The sequence below is a fragment of the Streptomyces sp. NPDC006197 genome, assembly GCF_040613865.1.
Lineage (GTDB): Bacteria > Actinomycetota > Actinomycetes > Streptomycetales > Streptomycetaceae > Streptomyces.
The window spans coordinates 1-17,924 of sequence record NZ_JBEXSZ010000001.1; the positions used below are offsets into that span (position 1 = coordinate 1).

18 protein-coding genes are annotated in these 17,924 nt (G+C 72.7%); 2 read left to right on the forward strand and 16 right to left on the reverse strand.

Features of this window, described 5'->3' with window-relative positions; translation table 11 throughout:
* Positions 1 to 52: 52 nt before the first annotated feature.
* The 5 genes from der to aroH all read right to left on the reverse strand — a co-directional run bounded on the left by der (position 53) and on the right by aroH (position 4,521).
* Positions 53 to 1,501 carry a ribosome biogenesis GTPase Der gene (der, locus tag ABZ318_RS00005; protein WP_356900183.1) on the reverse strand — a complete coding sequence of 483 codons (1,449 nt, stop codon included), beginning with the start codon at positions 1,499 to 1,501 and terminating at the stop codon, positions 53 to 55.
* A gap of 77 nt (positions 1,502 to 1,578) precedes the next feature.
* Complete coding sequence (locus tag ABZ318_RS00010) at positions 1,579 to 2,223, reverse strand: lysophospholipid acyltransferase family protein (RefSeq protein ID WP_356900184.1); 645 nt, start codon at positions 2,221 to 2,223, stop codon at positions 1,579 to 1,581.
* Complete coding sequence (gene cmk / locus ABZ318_RS00015) at positions 2,220 to 2,885, reverse strand: (d)CMP kinase (protein ID WP_356900277.1); 666 nt, start codon at positions 2,883 to 2,885, stop codon at positions 2,220 to 2,222. Before cmk ends, ABZ318_RS00010 begins: the two co-directional genes overlap by 4 nt.
* Before the next feature lie 188 nt (positions 2,886 to 3,073).
* Positions 3,074 to 4,162 (reverse strand): prephenate dehydrogenase, encoded by a 1,089-nt coding sequence (locus ABZ318_RS00020; protein ID WP_356900185.1) that lies wholly within the window; start codon positions 4,160 to 4,162, stop codon positions 3,074 to 3,076.
* Entirely contained in the window at positions 4,159 to 4,521 is a 363-nt protein-coding gene (gene aroH, locus ABZ318_RS00025; RefSeq protein WP_030693966.1) for a chorismate mutase, read from the reverse strand. The genes ABZ318_RS00020 and aroH overlap by 4 nt, the downstream gene beginning before the upstream one ends.
* Positions 4,522 to 4,816: 295 nt before the next feature.
* Here aroH and ABZ318_RS00030 point away from each other — a divergent pair, with 295 nt between their 5' ends.
* Entirely contained in the window at positions 4,817 to 5,287 is a 471-nt protein-coding gene (locus tag ABZ318_RS00030) for a Rieske (2Fe-2S) protein (protein WP_356900186.1), read from the forward strand.
* Between the two features lie 10 nt (positions 5,288 to 5,297).
* Positions 5,298 to 5,987 carry a nucleotidyltransferase domain-containing protein gene (locus tag ABZ318_RS00035; RefSeq protein WP_356900187.1) on the forward strand — a complete coding sequence of 230 codons (690 nt, stop codon included), beginning with the start codon at positions 5,298 to 5,300 and terminating at the stop codon, positions 5,985 to 5,987.
* Between the two features lies 1 nt (position 5,988).
* On the opposite strand, the gene ABZ318_RS00040 is transcribed toward ABZ318_RS00035, so the two are convergent.
* The 11 genes from ABZ318_RS00040 to ABZ318_RS00090 form a co-directional block, all read right to left on the reverse strand.
* Entirely contained in the window at positions 5,989 to 7,011 is a 1,023-nt protein-coding gene (locus tag ABZ318_RS00040; protein ID WP_356900188.1) for an ADP-ribosylglycohydrolase family protein, read from the reverse strand.
* Positions 7,008 to 7,745 (reverse strand): NUDIX domain-containing protein, encoded by a 738-nt coding sequence (locus ABZ318_RS00045; RefSeq protein WP_356900189.1) that lies wholly within the window; start codon positions 7,743 to 7,745, stop codon positions 7,008 to 7,010. Before ABZ318_RS00045 ends, ABZ318_RS00040 begins: the two co-directional genes overlap by 4 nt.
* Positions 7,742 to 8,821 (reverse strand): AAA family ATPase, encoded by a 1,080-nt coding sequence (locus ABZ318_RS00050; RefSeq protein WP_356900190.1) that lies wholly within the window; start codon positions 8,819 to 8,821, stop codon positions 7,742 to 7,744. The genes ABZ318_RS00045 and ABZ318_RS00050 overlap by 4 nt, the downstream gene beginning before the upstream one ends.
* On the reverse strand, positions 8,818 to 9,468 hold the full coding sequence (gene pnuC, locus ABZ318_RS00055) for a nicotinamide riboside transporter PnuC (RefSeq protein WP_356900191.1): 651 nt from the start codon (positions 9,466 to 9,468) through the stop codon (positions 8,818 to 8,820). Before pnuC ends, ABZ318_RS00050 begins: the two co-directional genes overlap by 4 nt.
* Positions 9,469 to 9,593: 125 nt before the next feature.
* Positions 9,594 to 10,841 carry a pseudouridine synthase gene (locus ABZ318_RS00060; protein WP_356900192.1) on the reverse strand — a complete coding sequence of 416 codons (1,248 nt, stop codon included), beginning with the start codon at positions 10,839 to 10,841 and terminating at the stop codon, positions 9,594 to 9,596.
* Complete coding sequence (scpB, locus tag ABZ318_RS00065; protein WP_356900193.1) at positions 10,841 to 11,434, reverse strand: SMC-Scp complex subunit ScpB; 594 nt, start codon at positions 11,432 to 11,434, stop codon at positions 10,841 to 10,843. The genes ABZ318_RS00060 and scpB overlap by 1 nt, the downstream gene beginning before the upstream one ends.
* Positions 11,431 to 12,375: a ScpA family protein gene (locus ABZ318_RS00070; protein ID WP_356900278.1), complete on the reverse strand. Its 945-nt coding sequence runs from the start codon at positions 12,373 to 12,375 to the stop codon at positions 11,431 to 11,433. Before ABZ318_RS00070 ends, scpB begins: the two co-directional genes overlap by 4 nt.
* A gap of 93 nt (positions 12,376 to 12,468) precedes the next feature.
* Entirely contained in the window at positions 12,469 to 12,960 is a 492-nt protein-coding gene (locus tag ABZ318_RS00075; protein ID WP_356900194.1) for a hypothetical protein, read from the reverse strand.
* Positions 12,957 to 13,982, reverse strand: a complete 1,026-nt coding sequence (locus tag ABZ318_RS00080) for a ParA family protein (RefSeq protein WP_030212665.1) — start codon at positions 13,980 to 13,982, stop codon at positions 12,957 to 12,959. The genes ABZ318_RS00075 and ABZ318_RS00080 overlap by 4 nt, the downstream gene beginning before the upstream one ends.
* 461 nt (positions 13,983 to 14,443) lie before the next feature.
* Entirely contained in the window at positions 14,444 to 15,559 is a 1,116-nt protein-coding gene (ald, locus tag ABZ318_RS00085) for an alanine dehydrogenase (RefSeq protein ID WP_356900195.1), read from the reverse strand.
* A 146-nt stretch (positions 15,560 to 15,705) separates the two neighbouring features.
* Positions 15,706 to 17,691 carry a tetratricopeptide repeat protein gene (locus ABZ318_RS00090; RefSeq protein WP_356900196.1) on the reverse strand — a complete coding sequence of 662 codons (1,986 nt, stop codon included), beginning with the start codon at positions 17,689 to 17,691 and terminating at the stop codon, positions 15,706 to 15,708.
* Between the last annotated feature and the right edge of the window lie 233 nt (positions 17,692 to 17,924).

A 17,924-nucleotide genomic window follows, 5' to 3' on the forward strand; every position in this document is an offset into this window, starting at 1 on the left:
GGCCGGGACCCGATCGGGTCCCGGCCCTCCGCCGTATGTCACTCCGCGGGTGCTACTTCTTGCGGCCGCGCTTCTCGCGCACCCGGACCGAGATGTGGATCGGGGTGCCCTCGAAGCCGAACTCCTCGCGCAGCCGGCGCTCGATGAAGCGGCGGTAGCCGGCCTCCAGGAAGCCGGAGGCGAAGAGCACGAAGCGGGGCGGCTTGGTGCCGGCCTGCGTGCCGAAGAGGATGCGGGGCTGCTTGCCGCCGCGGACCGGGTGCGGGTGGGCGGCGACGATCTCGCCCAGGAAGGCGTTGAGCCGGCCGGTGGGGACGCGGGTCTCCCAGCCGGCGAGGGCGGTCTCGATGGCCGGGACCAGCTTCTCCATGTGACGGCCGGTCTTGGCGGAGACGTTCACGCGGGGCGCCCAGGAGACCTGCTGCATCTCGGTCTCGATCTCGCGCTCGAGGTAGTAGCGGCGCTCCTCGTCGAGCTCGTCCCACTTGTTGTAGGCGATGACGATGGCGCGACCCGACTCGACCGCCATCGTGATGATGCGCTGGTCCTGGACCGAGATGTTGTCGGTGGTGTCGATGAGGATGACGGCCACCTCCGCCTTCTCGACGGCGGCCGCGGTCCGCAGGGAGGCGTAGTAGTCCGCGCCCTCCTGGAGGTGGACCTTCTTGCGGATGCCGGCGGTGTCGACGAACTTCCACGTCACGCCGCCGAGCTCGATGAGCTCGTCGACCGGGTCGCGGGTGGTGCCGGCCAGCTCGTTGACGACGACCCGGTCCTCGCCCGCCACCTTGTTGAGCAGGGAGGACTTGCCGACGTTCGGGCGGCCGATGAGGGCGATGCGGCGGGGGCCGCCGACCGCGTTGCCGAAGCGCTGCTCGGGGGCCTCGGGCAGCTTCTTCAGGACCTCGTCGAGGAGGTCGCCGGTGCCGCGGCCGTGCAGCGAGGAGACGGGGAACGGCTCGCCGAGGCCCAGGGACCAGAGCATGGCCGCGTCGGCCTCGCCGGACTGGCCGTCGACCTTGTTCGCGGCGAGGACGACCGGCTTGCCGGCGCGGCGGAGCAGCTTGACGACGGCCTCGTCGGTGTCGGTGGCGCCGACGGTGGCGTCCACGACGAAGAGGCAGGCGTCGGCGGCCTCGATGGCGTACTCGGCCTGGGCGGCGACGGAGGCGTCGATGCCGAGGACGTCCTGCTCCCAGCCGCCGGTGTCGACGATCTTAAAGCGGCGGCCGGCCCACTCGGCCTCGTACGTGACGCGATCGCGGGTGACGCCCGGCTTGTCCTCGACGACGGCCTCGCGGCGGCCGATGATGCGGTTCACCAGGGTCGACTTGCCGACGTTCGGGCGGCCGACGACGGCGAGAACGGGGAGCGGGCCGTGGCCGGCCTCCTCGATCGCGCCCTCGACGTCCTCGACGTCGAAGCCCTCTTCCGCGGCGAGCTCCATGAACTCCGCGTACTCGGCGTCGCCAAGTGCCCCGTGGTCGTGCTGGTCGTTCATGAAGTCCGTTCCTTGATCATTCGTGGTCGGTGGTCCCGGACGGCCGGAGCCGTGGGGGCCACTACTGAGAGTGTCGCTCAGCGCCCGGTGAGGCGCCTGGCGTTTTCCAGGTGGGCGGTGAGCTTGCCCTGGATCCGTACGGTGGCCTCGTCGAGCGCCTTGCGGGTGCGGCGGCCGGAGCCGTCCCCCGCCTGGAAGGCGTCGCCGAAGACGACGTCGACGCGGCCGCGCAGCGGAGGCAGTGCCTTGACCAACCGCCCGCGGCGCTCGGTGCTTCCCAGCACGGCGACCGGGACGATCGGCGCGCCGCTGCGGACGGCGAAGTACGCCAGGCCCGCTCGCAGCGAGGCGAAGTCGCCGTCGCCGCGGGTGCCCTCGGGGAAGATCCCGAGGACGCCGCCCTGCTCCAGGACGCCCAGGGCGTTGCCGATCGCCTTGCGGTCGGTCGAGTCCCGGTCCACCTTCAGCTGCCCGATGCCCTCCAGGAAGCTGCCGAGCGGCCCGACGAACGCCTCCTTCTTGATGAGGAAGTGCACGGGACGCGGGGCGGTGCCCATGAGCATGGGGCCGTCGATGTTGTGCGCGTGGTTGACGGCGAGTATGACGGGGCCGGAGGACGGGACCCGCCAGGCGCCGAGGACGCGCGGCTTCCAGAGGCCGTACATCAGCCCGATGCCGATGCGACGGCCGACGGCGGCGCCCTTCTCGGAGGGCAGGGTCACTTGGCGGCCGTCCTCTTCTCGTCCACCAGGGTGACGACGCACTCGATGACCTGGTCCAGCGTGAGGTCGGTGGTGTCGACCTCCACGGCGTCGTCGGCCTTGGCGAGCGGGGAGGTCTTACGGCTGGAGTCGGCCGCGTCCCGCTTGATCAGGGCCTCCCTCGTCGCGTGCACGTCGACGCCCTTGAGCTCGCCGGAGCGGCGGGCGGCACGGGCCTCGGGCGAGGCCGTGAGGAAGATCTTCAGGTCGGCGTCGGGCAGGACGGTGGTGCCGATGTCCCGGCCCTCGACGACGATGCCGGTCTCGGCGCCGCGGGCGATGGACCGCTGGAGCTCCGTGATCAGGCTCCGCACCTCGGGGACGGCGCTGACCGCGCTGACCTTGGAGGTGACCTCCTCGGTCCGGATCGGGCCCGACGCGTCGGCACCGTCCACGGTGATGGTGGGCCGGGCCGGGTCCGTGCCGGAGACGATGACCGGCTTGGAGGCGGCGTTGGCGACGGCCTCGGCGTCGGTGACGTCGACGCCGTTGCTGATCATCCACCAGGTGATCGCCCGGTACTGGGCGCCGGTGTCGAGGTAGCTCAGCCCCAGCTTGGCGGCGACCGCCTTCGAGGTGCTGGACTTGCCCGTGCCGGAGGGCCCGTCGATGGCGACGATCACGGATTCCACGGTGGGAACACCTTCCTGGGGTGAGCGGTGGGGTCCGGCGGGATGCGGGGACCCCCACAAGGTTACCGACTCCCGTCCCCCCACCGGCCCCGCCCCGTACGGCCCCGCCTCCCCCGGCCCCGCACCCCGCCGACGGCCCGCCCTCCGGCCCTCCGCCCCGTCCTCGTGCGAGCGCGCCGTCAGCTCGTGCGCAGGGTCCAGCCGCGTTCCTGGAGCGCCGCCCCCAGCACCGGCGCCACCGAGGGCTCGACCATCAGCTGCACCAGACCCGCCTGCTGCCCGGTCGCGTGCTCGATGCGGACGTCCTCGATGTTGACGCCCGCGCGCCCCGCGTCGGCGAAGATGCGGGCGAGTTCGCCCGGCTGGTCGCTGATGAGGACGGCGACGGTCTCGTAGACGGCCGGGGCGGCACCGTGCTTGCCGGGGACGCGGGCGCGCCCGGCGTTGCCGCGGCGCAGGACGTCCTCGACGCCGGAGGCGCCGTCCCGCCTCTTGTCCTCGTCTGCGGACTGCAGGGACCGCAGGGCGCGGACGGTCTCGTCGAGGTCGGCGGCGACGCCGGAGAGGACGTCGGCGACGGGCCCGGGGTTGGCGGAGAGGATCTCGACCCACATGCGCGGGTCGGAGGCGGCGATGCGGGTGACGTCGCGGATGCCCTGTCCGCAGAGGCGTACGGCGGACTCGTCGGCCTCCTCCAGACGCGCGGCGACCATGGAGGACACCAGCTGCGGGGTGTGGGAGATGAGGGCGACGGCCCGGTCGTGGGCGTCGGCGTCCATGACGACGGGGACGGCCCGGCAGAGGGCGACGAGTTCCAGGGCGAGGTTGAGGACCTCGGTGTCGGTGTCCCGGGTGGGGGTGAGGACCCAGGGCCGGCCTTCGAAGAGGTCGGCGGTGGCGGCGAGCGGGCCCGAGCGTTCCTTGCCGGCCATGGGGTGGGTGCCGATGTACGCGGTGAGGTCGAGGCCCAGCGCCTCCAGCTCCCGCTTCGGTCCGCCCTTGACGCTCGCCACGTCCAGGTAGCCGCGGGCCAGGCCGGCCGTCATGGCCTCGGCGAGGGTGGCGGCCACGTGGGCGGGGGGCACGGCGACGATGGCGAGGTCCACGGGGCCTTCGGGCGCCTCGTCGGTGCCCGCGCCGAGCGCGGCGGCCGTGCTGGCGCGTGCCGGGTCGTGGTCGCGCAGGTGGACCGTGACGCCCCGGCCCGCGAGGGCGATGGCGGCGGAGGTGCCGATCAGGCCGGTGCCGATGACGAGCGCTGTTCTCACTGGGCGATGTCCTTGCGCAGGGCGGCCGCGGCACCGAGGTAGACGTGCGCGATCCGGGACTTGGGCAGTTCGGTCTCGACGTGGGCGAGGAGCCGGACGACCCTCGGCATCGCGCCCTCGATGTCGAGTTCCTGTGCGCAGATCAGGGGGACGTCGACGATCCCGATGTGCCGGGCCGCGGCGGCGGGGAAGTCGCTGTGCAGATCGGGCGTGGCGGTGAACCAGATGCTGATGAGGTCGTCGGTGGTGAGGCCGTTGCGCTCGAGGACGGCGGTGAGCAGTTCCTCGACCTGCTCGCGCATGTGTCCGGCCTCGTCCCTTTCCAGCTGGACGGCGCCTCGGACCGCTCGTACCGCCACGTCGTGCTCCTTCGCCTGCGTCAGTGCTCCGTTCAGCCTAGTCAGCGGCGGGGCGGGCGCGCCGCCGCGCCCGCCCTCCGAGACGGAGCGAGACGGAGAACGGGCGCCGGAGGCGGTCGGAGCCGCTGCTGCCGGATGATCTCCTCCAGGTACGCAACAGGCCCAATGTCACCCGGACCGGGGCGCTCCGCCACCGGAGGTACGCGGCGGGCGGGACGCCCGTGCGGGGGAGCGGAGCAGCGGGCGCAGGCGTGTTGCGGGCCCCGGGGGCGGGGTGCGCGGCCAAGCTGGCGGCATGACCTCACGCCCCACCGCACGCCGTACCCTCCTGTTCGCCACAGCGGCTCTGACGATGACGACGGGCTGCGGCTCGAACGACGGGGGTGACGGCGGTACGAGCACGAACGCACCGCCCGCCACCGAAGCGTCCCCGACTCCCACCGAGGCGTCCCCGACTTCCACGGCCGCTCCGAGCGGCGGAGCCCCGCTGGCCAGGACCTCCCAGATCCCGGTCGGCGGCGGCATGGTCTTCCCGAAGGAGAAGGTGGTCGTGACCCAGCCCTCGGCGGGCGAGTTCAAGGCGTTCTCCGCGATCTGCACGCATCAGGGCTGCACGGTGAACAAGGTCGCGGACGGCACGATCGATTGTCCTTGCCACGGCTCCAAGTACCGTGTCGCGGACGGATCGGTGGCGGCGGGGCCCGCTCCGCGGCCGTTGCCGGCCGAGCAGATTATTGTCTCGGGGGAAACGATCACTCTGGCGTAATCTGCCGGGCATGACTCCGGACGAGCTGGTGCGCGAGCACACGATCTACTCCTGCGTGATGGGCTCGCGCGCCTTCGGTCTGGCGACCGAGGACAGCGACACGGACGTGCGGGGCGTGTACCTCGCCCCGACGTCCCTCTTCTGGCACTTCGACAAGCCCCCGGCGCATGTGGAGGGGCCCGGCGAGGACCATTTCAGCTGGGAGCTGGAACGCTTCTGCGAGCTCGCCCTGCGCAACAACCCGAACGTCCTGGAGTGCCTCCACTCCCCCGTGGTCGAGCACGTCGACGACCGGGGCCGTGAGCTCCTCGACCTCCGCGGGGCGTTCCTGTCCCGCCGGGCCCACCAGACCTTCGTCCGGTACGCCGTCGGACAGCGCCGCAAGCTCGACGCGGACGTCCGCCAGTACGGCGAGCCGCGCTGGAAGCACGCCATGCACCTGCTGCGGCTCCTGACCAGCTGTCGTGACCTGCTGCGCACGGGCGAGCTCCGCATCGACGTCGGCGAGGACCGCGACCGCCTCCTCGCGGTCAGGCGCGGCGAGGTGTCCTGGCCGGAGGTCGAGTCCTGGATGAACCGCCTCCAGGAGGAGGCCGACCGGGCCCACGACACGACCCCGCTCCCCGACGCCCCGGACGAGCCCCGCGTCCAGGACTTCCTGATCCGCGCCCGCCGCGCCTCGGCGCTGAGCGAGCTCTAGCTCACGCGTCCCAGAGCGCGCCGAAGGTCAGCAGGTCGCTGCGGTACTCGACGCGCTCCGCCCACTCCTTCGGCCAGGCGTCCGCGCCGAGGTGGGCGCCGGCGAAGGCGCCCGCGAGGGCGGCGATCGAGTCGGAGTCGCCGCGGGTGCAGGCGGCGCGGCGCAGCGCGGTGAGGGGCTCGTCGGGGAAGAGCAGGAAGCAGAGGAGGCCGGTCGCGAGGGCCTCCTCGGCGATCCAGCCGTCGCCGGTGTACTCGCAGGGGTCGAGCTCCGGGTCGGCCGTGCGCTGGACGGCGTCCAAGCGCTCCAGGACGGCCAGGCACTCGTCCCAGCCCCGCTGGACGAAGTGGAGGGCGCTGGGGTCCTGGGAGCGGGTCCACAGGTCACCGAGCCAGTGCTCGTGGTAGCGGGAGCGGTTCTCGTAGGCGTACGAGCGCAGCTGTCCGACGAGCCCGGTCGGGTCCACGCCCTGCGCGAGCAGGTACACGGCGCGGGCGGTGAGGTCGGAGGCGGCGAGCGCGGTGGGGTGACCGTGGGTCAGGCCCGACTGGAGCTGCGCGGCGCCGGCCCGCTGCTCCTCGCTCAGCCCTGGGACGATGCCGATGGGCGCGACCCGCATGTTGGCGCCGCAGCCCTTGGAGTGGATCTGGGAGGCGTCCTGCCAGGGCGTGTCGAGCATCAGGAGCCGACAGGCCTGGAGGCAGGTGTTGCCGGGGGCCCGGTTGTTCTCCGGGGAGCGGTACCAGTCGATGAACTCCTCCCTGACGGGGCCGGCGAGCCGCTCGGGGGCGAGCACGCCCCGGTCCATGGCCGTGCGGATGCCGCGGGCGAAGGCGAGGGCCATCTGGGTGTCGTCGGTGACGCGCCCGTTGTCGGGGAGCGCCATCTGCCGCCACGGGCCGTACCAACTGATGATCCGCGGCACGTCGCTGAACTCCGTCGGCCGGCCCAGCGCGTCCCCGAGCGCAAGCCCGATCAGGGAGCCGGTCGCGGCCTGCTTGGTGGCGGTGCGGGTGAGGTTCATGCGGGGCGTCCTTCCGGTCGCAGGAGGGGCGGGTGGAGGGCCGTGGCCTCGCCCGCCCGGTAGAGAGCGGCCGGTTTCCCCCGTCCGCCGGTGAGGCGCGGCGGTCCTTCCACGGCCTGGACGAAGCCGGGCGTGGTGAGGACCTTGCGCCGGAAGTTGGGGCGGTCGAGTTCGACGCCCCAGACCGTCTCGTAGACCTGCCGCAGCTCGCCGAGGGTGAACTCGGGAGGGCAGAAGGCGGTCGCGAGGCAGGTGTACTCGAGCTTGGCGCCGACCCGGTCGTGGGCGTCGGCGAGGATCCGGTCGTGGTCGAAGGCGAGCCGGCCCTGCGTCCCGTACGGGATCCAGCGGGCCTGGGCCGCGTCGCCGCCGCCGCGCGGTTCGGGAGGGTCGGGGACGAGCGCGGTGAAGGCGACGGAGACGACCCGCATCCTCGGGTCGCGGTCGGGTTCGGTGTAGGTGCGGAGCTGTTCGAGGTGGAGGCCGGCGACGGTGGCCTCGGAGAGCCCGGTCTCCTCGGCGAGTTCGCGGCGGGCGGCCCGCTCGGCGGACTCCTGGGGCAGGACGAATCCGCCGGGCAGGGCCCAGGCTCCGGCGTACGGCTCCTGGCCGCGCTCGACGAGCAGGACGTGGAGGCGTTCCTCGCGGACGGTGAGGACGGCGAGGTCGACGGTGACGGCGAACGGCTCGAAGGCGTACGGGTCGTAGCCCTTGGGGGCCCGGTGGGCGGTCATCGGCGCTCCGGCAGGGGGTCGGCGAGGTGCCAGCCCTCGGCGAGCAGCGCGTCGACGGCGGCGACGGCGGTCGCGAGCCGCTCCTCGTGGGGGCCGGTGAGGACGGCGGTGCGGCGGCCGGTGTGGGCGAGCTGGGTGAGGAAGCGGGCGGTCATCCAGGGCCGCAGGTGTTCCCCGTCGCGCAGGCCGTCGTCCTCGAAGTCGACGCCGCGGTGGTCGGTGAGCAGCCAGAGGTGCTGGCGGCCGAGGGCGGCGATCTCGCCGGTGGCGCGGCTGGTGGTGCCCATGTAGCGCTCGTGCCAGATGGTGGTGGCGAAGGCGTCGGTGTCGCAGAAGAGGACGGGTGAGCCGTCCCGGGCGGCCTCCTCCTCCAGTTCGGCCTGGCGCTGGGCGATGACGGGGAAGTCGGAGGAGCGGAAGGTGACCTCGGACCAGTCGGCGCCGGGGCGTTCGGCGCGGAGTTCGGCGAGTTTGAGTTCGCTGTACTCGCGCCCGTACTCCGGTACGTACCGGGTGCGGGCCCAGATGCCGCCGCGCCGCCGGTAGTGGTCGGCGAGGGCGAGGGCCATGGTGGTGGTGCCGGTGGACTCGGCGCCGAGGACGACGATCCGGCGGGTGAGCGCGGCCCGCACCGGTGCTTCCAGGAAGTCCCAGCAGCCGGCGGGGTCCGCGCGGACGGCGGTGCCGGAGACGGGGTGGCGGACGCGCTCCTGGTCGACGAGGACGGACGCGGCGCCGAAGCGGCGGCCGAGCTCCTCCCCGTACGGCTCCGAGGTGAAGACGGCGTCGACGCGTTCGGGCACGGCGGCCCGGAAGACGGCCATGTGGGCGGCCCACACGTCGGGGTCCTGGAGGTCGACGGGGATGTCGTCGACGGCGCCGACGACGAGGACGTCGGGGTGGATCTCGCGCATCCAGGCGACCCGGTCCTCCAGGGGGATGCTCTCCACGGAGGAGGCGCAGACGAGGACGGTGAGGCGCTCGCACCGGTCGCGGGCGGTGCGGACGAGGTGGTGGTGGCCGGCGTGCGGCGGATAGAACTTGCCGAGGACGAGGCCGTGGCCGTAGCGCTTCACGCGGTCGCTCCCGCCGGTCGGGGGGAGCCCGTGAGGTCCTTGGTCCAGCCGCGCAGGCCGAGGACGCAGAGCGTCATGAAGCCGACGTACAGCAGGGAGGTCAGGTAGAGCCCCTTGTAGGCGTAGAGCGGGACGTAGACGACGTCGGCGGCGATCCAGAGCCACCAGGACTCCAGCCGCTTGCGGCACTGGCCGTAGGTCGCCGTCAGGGAGAGCGCGGTGGTGAGGGCGTCCCAGAAGGGGACGGTCGAGTCGGTGACGCGGTCGAGGAGCAGGGTCAGGGCAAGGGTCCCCACCGCCCCCGCCGTGAGCAGCCAGGTCCACTCGGTGCGCGTGGTGCGGCGCACCGGGAGGTCGTCGGAGCCTGGTCCACCCCCGTGGGTCCAGGTCCACCAGCCGTACGCGGCGAGGGCGATGAAGACGATCTGGAGGCCGGCGTCGGCGTAGAGCCCGGCCTGGGTGAAGAGCAGGACGAAGAAGAGGTTGTTGGCGATGCCGATGGGCCAGTTGGCCAGGTGCTGGCGGGCGACGAGCCAGACGCAGAGGGCTCCGCTGCCGAATCCCAGGACCTCGGTCCAGCTGACCGGGGTGTCCAGGACGGTGAGGAGCGGCTGTTGCAAGGGTTCGAGTACGTCTGCGAGGCTCACGCCCGCCTCCTTAAGAGTCACCCTGACTATAAAGGTCGGCGGACCGCCGCCACAAGTCCCGTCGTGGACGCGACGAAGCCCGTGACCGCCGGGCGGTCACGGGCTTCGTCGGTGGAGCGGGGGCCTTACATGCCGACTTCCTTCATCAGCATGCCGACCTCGGTGTTGGTCAGGCGGCGCAGCCAGCCCGACTTCTGGTCGCCCAGGGCGATCGGGCCGAAGGCGGTGCGGACCAGCTTCTCGACCGGGAAGCCCGCCTCGGCGAGCATCCGGCGCACGATGTGCTTGCGGCCCTCGTGCAGGGTGACCTCGACCAGGTAGTTCTTGCCGGTCTGCTCGACCACGCGGAAGTGGTCGGCGCGGGCGTAGCCGTCCTCCAGCTGGATGCCGTCCTTCAGGCGCCGGCCGACCTCGCGGGGCAGCGGGCCGGTGATGGCGGCCAGGTAGGTCTTCTTCACGCCGTACTTCGGGTGCGTGAGGCGGTGGGCCAGCTCGCCGTGGTTGGTGAGCAGGATGATGCCCTCGGTCTCCGTGTCGAGCCGGCCGACGTGGAACAGCCGGGTCTCGCGGTTGGTGACGTAGTCGCCGAGGCACTGGCGGCCGTCCGGGTCCTCCATGGTGGAGACGACGCCGGACGGCTTGTTCAGCGCGAAGAAGAGGTACGACTGGGTGGCGACGGTCAGGCCGTCCACCTTGATCTCGTCCTTCTCCGGGTCGACGCGCATGCCCTGCTCGACGACGATCTCGCCGTTGACCTCGACGCGGGCCTGCTCGATGAGCTCCTCGCAGGCGCGCCGCGAGCCCATGCCGGCGCGGGCGAGGACCTTCTGCAGCCGCTCGCCCTCCTGCTCGGCGCCGGGGAAGGTCTTGGGGGTCTTGATCTCGGGCTTGCCGGCGTACCGCTCCCGGTTGCGCTCCTCCGTGCGGGCGTCGTACTCGCGCGAGCGGGCGGGCGCCGTACGGCCGCCGCCGCGCTGCGGGGACTGCCGGGGGCCGCCCTTGGCGCCGCCGCGCGCGGCCGTGCCCCGGCCGCGCTTGGGGGCGTCCGAGGAGCTGCCGGAGCCGCCGTAGCGCTCGTCGTAGGTGCGCTCCTCCGGGCGCGCCTTGCGCGGGCTGGAGCCGGTCGGCCGGCCGCCGCCCTGGCCGGGACGCCCGCCGCCGCCCTGCCCCGGACGCCCGCCGCCCTGGCCGGGACGTCCGCCGCCCTGGCCCTGCCGGTCGTCGCGGCCGTTGCCGGCGCCGCGGTAGTTCCCGCGCCCGCCGCCACCGCCGCTGTTGCCGCGGCCGCCGCCGCTGCCGCCGCGGCCGCCGCTGTTGCCACCACGGCTCCCGCCGTTGTTTCCGCTGCTGTTCCTGCCGCTGCTGCTTCGCATCAAAGTTCCGTCTTGTCGTCTACGTCTGCGTCCGGGTCGAACGACGGGACGCCTTCCAGGGAGTCCGCCTCGACCGCCTCGGCCTCGGGGAGGAAGGGGGCGAGTTCGGGGAGTTCGTCCAGGCCGCGCAGGCCCATCCGCTCCAGGAAGTAGTTCGTCGTCCTGTACAGGATCGCACCTGTTTCGGGTTCCGCGCCCGCCTCCTCCACCAGACCCCGCTGGAGGAGGGTCCGCATCACGCCGTCGCAGTTGACTCCGCGGACCGCGGAGACCCGGGAACGGCTGACCGGCTGGCGGTAGGCGACGACCGCGAGGGTCTCCAGGGCCGCCTGGGTGAGCCGTGCCTGCTGCCCCTCCAGGACGAAGGCCTCGACGGCCGGGGCGAAGGCGGCGCGGGTGTAGTAGCGCCAGCCGCCGGCGACCCGCCGCAGCTCGAAGCCGCGGCCCTGGGCGGTGTACTCCTCGGCCAGCTCGTGCAGGGCGTCGGCCACCTCGCTCGGGGTGCGCTCCAGGACCTTGGCGAGGTGCGCCTCGGTGGCGGGCTCGTCGACGACCATGAGGACGGCTTCGAGGGCGGGCTTGAGGTCGCTCACGCGGTGGCCTCCTGGTCGAATTCGTCGGTCACGGCCGCGGACGGGTCCGTCTCCCCGCCGGTCCAGGAGACCGTGAGGTCCCCGAGGGCGGTCTCCTGGTCGAGGGCGACGGCCTTCTCCCGGTAGAGCTCCAGGAGGGCGAGGAAGCGGGCGACGACGGTGAGGGTGTCGCCGGCGTCCTCGATCAGCTCCCGGAAGACGGCCGAGCCGCGCTCGCGGAGCAGTGCGACGACCACCGCGGCCTGGTCCCGGACGCTGACGAGCGGGGCGTGGATGTGGTCGACGTACACCTGGGGCTCGGCCCTGGGCTGCATGGCCTTGGCGGCGAGCCTGGCGAAGCCCTCGGCGCCGATGGAGATGACGACCTCGGGCAGCAGCTCGGCGTGGTGCGGTTCGAGTCCGACGGTACGGGGGTGGCGGTGGCCCTCGGCCTCCCAGCGCTCCTCGAAGATCTCGGCGATCCGCTTGTACGCGCGGTACTGGAGGAGCCGGGCGAAGAGCAGGTCGCGGGCCTCCAGGAGGGCGAGGTCGGCCTCGTCCTCCACCTCGGCGGCGGGGAGCAGCCGGGCGGCCTTCAGGTCGAGGAGGGTGGCGGCGACGACGAGGAACTCGGTGGTCTGGTCGAGGTCCCCGTCGGGCCCGAGGGCCCGCAGGTGCGCCATGAACTCGTCGGTGACCCGGGAGAGGGCGACCTCGGTGACGTCGAGCTTGTGCTTGGTGATCAGCTGGAGGAGCAGGTCGAAGGGCCCCTCGAAGTTCGAGAGCCGCACGGTGAACCGCCCGTCCCCACCCTCGGGTCCCCCACCACCGGACGCTTCCGGGGCCGCGGACACCCCCGGAACTCCCAGGGCCTCGGGGCCCTCCGGAGCCTCCGGGACCTCCCAAGCCTCGGTCGGGGCGGCGGGTGCCGTCCCCGGTGTCCCGCCCGGGCCGCGGCCCAGGGGGCGGCGGCCCGGCGGGCGGGACGTTTCGTCAGAGGCGTGGTGCATGGAGGTCCAGGGGGAACGAGGAGGACGGCAGCCCGCAGGCTACCGTCAGCGGCCGCGCAGGCGGCGGACGAGGATGCTCGCGTCGCCGCGGGACTCCAGGTCCGCCAGGACGACCGCGACGGCCTCCCGGACGATCCGGCCCCGGTCGACGGCGAGACCGTGCTCACCGCGCAGGACGAGCCGGGCGTGCTCCAGGTCCATCAGCTCCTCGGCGGAGACGTAGACCGTGATCTTCTCGTCGTGGCGCTCGCGGCCACTGGGCCGCCGGTTCGCGGTGCGGCCGCCGCGTCGCCGGGCCGCCGCGGGGGCGGGCACCTGGGCGCCGGGCGCGGCCTTGGGGGCCGGCCCCTCGGGCTCGGCCGTCCGGGCCCGCGGTTCCGCGGCCTCGGAGTCCGCCGGGGCGTGCTCCGCGGATCCCTCGGCCGCTGCCGTGTCGCTCTCGGCGGCCGGCGCCGGGACGGCCCGGCGGGGTGCGGACGCCTGGAGCGCCGTCCCCCCGGTCGTACGGAAGAGTTCGTCGGCTCCGGGCAGACTCACTCGGCGTGACACCGGGCGAGCACCTCCCTGGCGAGCTGACGGTAGGCGGCGGCGCCCACGGAGTTGGAGGCGTACGTGGTGATGGGCTCGCCGGCGACCGTGGTCTCCGGGAAGCGCACGGTCCGCCCGATGACCGTGTGGTACACGTGGTCGTCGAAGGCCTCGACGACGCGCGCGAGGACCTCACGGCTGTGCACGGTCCGGGAGTCGTACATCGTGGCGAGGATGCCGTCGAGCTCCAGCTCGGGGTTGAGCCGCTCCTGGACCTTCTCGATGGTCTCGGTGAGCAGCGCGACTCCGCGCAGCGCGAAGAACTCGCATTCCAGCGGCACGATGACCTTGTGAGCCGCCGTCAGGGCGTTCACGGTCAGCAGGCCGAGCGAGGGCTGACAGTCGATCACGATGTAGTCGTAGTCGTTCATCAGCGGCTTCAGCGCGCGCTGGAGCGTGGACTCGCGCGCGACCTCGCTGACCAACTGGACTTCGGCGGCCGAGAGGTCGATGTTGCTCGGCAGCAGGTCCATGTTGGGCACGGCGGTCTTGAGGAGCACCTCGTCCGCCGACATGCCCCGCTCCATGAGCAGGTTGTAGACGGTGAGGTCGAGCTCCATCGGGTTCACGCCGAGGCCGACCGACAGGGCTCCCTGCGGGTCGAAGTCGACGAGCAGCACCCGTCGTCCGTACTCGGCGAGCGCGGCACCCAGGTTGATGGTCGACGTGGTCTTGCCGACGCCGCCCTTCTGGTTGCACATCGCGATGATCTTCGCGGGTCCGTGGTCGGTCAGGGGACCCGGGATCGGGAAGTACGGCAGGGGCCGTCCGGTGGGGCCGATCCGCTCGCGGCGCTGGCGGGCAGCGTCGGGTGCGAGGGTGGCCGCGTACTCCGGATCGGGCTCGTACTCGGCGTCGGGGTCGTAGAAGTGCCCCTCGGGCACCTCGTCGTAGGCGGCGAAGTGGGTGGACTCTCGGCCCATCTCGTTGCCGGCCGTGGCGTTCACGTGTAGGCCGTCCATCGTCTTCATCGTGTGGGCACTCGTCATGGGCTGGTGCGTCGCGAAGGTCCGCACCGCGACGGAGCCGATCGGGGCACCTGGCGCACCGCTCCCGGGAGTAAATGTCGACTCATTCACAAGTCGTCTTACCTCCTTGGATGTGACCAGGAACATTTATCGATAGGTCAGCGTGGCACCATGCCGACGGTTGGCGACTCTATGGCGTGTCACCGCTCCGCAGCAACACAATCCGCCGGACCCGGCCCGATGTGTCGGCAACCGAACACGTCTCTGTCAAGGGTGCGCAGGCATGCATCCACACGTTTCAGGGGTGTGCGAAACGGTTAAAGGGTTACGTTCGAGGCGAGTTGCCCGAACGTTTCGGCGGGGCCGGAGACGCACCCGGCCGGACCTTGTCGAACAAGGTCCGGCCGGGTGCGTGATATTGACGGCACGCGTTGACGGGGCCGCCGTCAACGGGCCTTCCGGGGTCAGGCCAGGAGGCTGGCGAGCTCGACGTGCTCGAGGCCGTGCGCCTCGGCGACCTCCTTGTAAACCACCTTGCCGTCATGGGTGTTGAGGCCCAGGGCGAGGGCGGAGTCGCGGCGCAGCGCCTCGACCCAGCCGTTGTTCGCCAGCGACACGATGTAGGGCAGCGTGGCGTTGGTGAGGGCGTAGGTGGAGGTGTTCGGGACAGCGCCCGGCATGTTCGCGACGCAGTAGAAGACCGAGTTGTGGACCTGGAAGGTCGGCTCGGCGTGGGTGGTCGGGTGCGAGTCCTCGAAGCAGCCGCCCTGGTCGATCGCAATGTCGACAAGGACACTTCCGGGCTTCATCTTGGCGACGAGCTCGTTGGTGACCAGCTTCGGGGCCTTGGCGCCCGGGATGAGGACGGCGCCGATGACGAGGTCGGCCTCGACGACGGCCTTCTCCAGCTCGTAGGCGTTGGAGACGATCGTCTTCACCTTGGTGCCGAAGATCTTGTCGGCCTCGCGGAGCTTGTTGATGTCACGGTCGAGCAGGGTCACATGGAAGCCCATGCCGACGGCGATCTGGGTGGCGTTCCAGCCGGAGACGCCGCCGCCGATGACGACGCACTCGCCGGCGTGGGTGCCGGGGACGCCTCCGGGGAGGACGCCTCGGCCGCCGACGGAGCGCATCAGGTGGTACGCGCCGACCTGCGGGGCCAGGCGGCCCGCGACCTCGGACATCGGGGCGAGCAGCGGGAGCGCGCGGTTCGCGGTCTCGACCGTCTCGTACGCGATGGCGGTGGTGCCGGACTCCAGGAGCGCGTCCGTGCACTCCCGGGAGGCGGCGAGGTGCAGGTAGGTGAAGAGCGTCTGGTCCTTGCGGAGGCGGTGGTACTCCTCCGCGATCGGCTCCTTGACCTTGAGGAGCAGGTCGGCGGTGGCCCAGACCTCGTCGGCGGTGGCGAGGATCTCGGCGCCGGCGGCGACGTACTCCTCGTCCGTGATCGAGGAGCCGACACCGGCGTTCTGCTCGATGAAGACCTGGTGGCCGTGGCGGACGAGCTCGTGGACACCGGCAGGGGTGATGGCCACGCGGAACTCGTTGTTCTTGACCTCGCGGGGGATGCCGACCTTCATCGTCGATCACGGTCCTTGAATCAGGGGGATAACTGGGGCACTGCGATACATACCCGGATGCACTGCGGCGCACCGGGGCAGACCACGTTCGAACGCGGCTCACCCAGTCTAATGAAGGAGTTCCCCCTGTCTAGCCTTTCAAAGTACTAATCTTCGACGGAGCCACTGCGGATTTCGTAGGCCGTCGGCTCCGTTTCCAGCAGTCTCTCGGCCGCCGACCGGTGCAGACCCGCCGCCGCGGGGTCGCCGAGCCGGTCGAGGGTGTCCGCCAGCCGCAGCTGCAGCGCGGCCTGGAGCCGGGCGTCCTTGGCCCGGCGGGCCCACTCCACCGCCTCCTCGCAGGTCCGCAGGGACTCCTCGGGCCGTCCGGCGTACTCCTGGACCCGGGCCGCCTCGCTCAACGCCCGTGCGTAGCCCGGGAGATCGGAGAGCCTCCGATAGCCGGCCGCGGCGGCCCGCCAGCTCCGCAGGGCCTCCCCGTACCGCCCCGCATAGGTCTGTACGGCTCCGAGGCGGCCGTACAGCCGGGCCTGGTCGGCGCGCTCGTCCCGGGCGAGGCGCTGGGCGAGCGCCCGCCCGTACCAGTCGCCGGCCCGCTGCCAGTCCCCCAGCTCCTGATACGAGCCACCTACGGATTCCATTGCGCGACCGGTCGCGTACGGGTCATTTGCTGCGCGTCCGGCATCCAAAGCCGACCGATATCGCAGCAGAGCATCCTTCGTCCTGCCGGTCTTGGCATCCAGATCGGCCAGGTTGAGCAGGGCGGCGGCCCGCTCCCGGTGCAGCCCGTGCCGCTCGGCCACGTCCAGGACCAGCCGGTGCAGGCCGTACAGCTCGGGAGCGGCGGCCTCCGCGCCCCGGTGCGCGGCGAGCGCCCTGACGAGGGAGGCGACCAGCCGGCGCGCGAGGGTGTCGAGCTCTCCGTCGGCGACGGCCAGCCGGGCGGAGGCGAGGAGTACGGCCTGCCGGGAGTCCAGCCAGGCGGCGCCCGCGGCCGCGCTCGGGAAACGCAGCGCGCGCGGGAGCCCGGCCAGCTTCCGGCGGGCCGGCGAGCCCTCGGGTTCGGTGACCGCGCGGCAGGACTGGAGGAGTCGCACGGTCCGCTCCAGCATCCGGGCCCGGGCGAGCTGCACCTCGGCGGGCCGGTCGCGCTCCTCCAGCTGAGCGCGAAGGAGGGGGACGAGGTGCGCGCGCACCTCGTACTGTCCGTCCTCGCCGCCCGAGACCAGCCCCAGGGCGGCGAAGTCGGCGAGGGTCGTCGCGGCCGCCGAGACCGAGCAGCCGGCCAGGGCGGAGGCGGTGTGGGCGTCGGCCCGGCCCAGCGGGGCCAGGGCGAGGAAGCGCAGTATCCGGGCGGCCGCGGCGGGCAGCGCCTCGTGCGCGAGCAGGAAGGTCCGGGTGAGCGGGTCGCCGCTCAGCCCGCGCAGCCGCTTGGCGAGGTCGGCGACCGAGGCCTTCGGCTGCGCGGAGAGCCAGCCGCCGGCCAGGACGACCGCGGCGGGCAGCCCCCCGCACTCCTCGACGAGCGCCTCGGCGGCCTGCGGGTCCACGGTGATGCGGACGGAGCCGGTGAAGGCCGTCAGCAGCTCGATGGCCGACTTGGGGTCGAGGCCGCCGAGGGTGCAGGGCCGTACGTCGGGAATGCCGGTGAGCGGACCGCGGGCGACCCCCACCACCAGGGCGTCGGGGTTGTCGGGGATCAGCGGGTCGGCCTGCTCGGCGTCGACGGCGTCGTCCAGGAGCAGGACGGCCCGGCGGTCGGCCAGCGCGTTCCTGACGAGCTCGGCCAGCTCGTCCTCACCGGCTCCCGGAGGTTCGGCGACCCCGAGCGCGGCGAGGAGCTCCTGGGCGGCCCGCGCGGTGGGGACGGGCTCGCCGCCGGGCTCGGTGAGCCGGGCCCGGAAGACGCCGTCCGGGTAGCGGTCGGCGAGCCCGGCGGCCAGTTCCTCGGCGAGAGCCGTCCGCCCGGAGCCGGGCTTGCCGGCGATGAGCAGGACCCGGGCGCGGGGGGCCTTGCGGCCGGTGAGGGTGTCGAGGCCGGTCCGCTCGATGTCGGCGCGCAGGGCCTTCAACTCACGCTGCCGGCCGAAGAACTGACGGCCGCCGGCCGCCGCCACCGCCTGATCCGTCACGGGCCACGCTCCCGTCCACCTGCGCACGAGCCGATCCCGCGGGGGGCTCCGCACGGGCGATTCCGAGCGTAGTTCAGGGCGGGAGGGGGACTTGGCGGAGCAGGGCGGAGGAATCCCCTGATCGGATCAACAGATCGTCACACCAACAGCCCTTTCCACCAAACCGCGCCCCCCGTTGCGGGCAATCGCTCCGCCGGGGCGATGCCCACCCACCCCCGTTGTGGGCCGCGCCC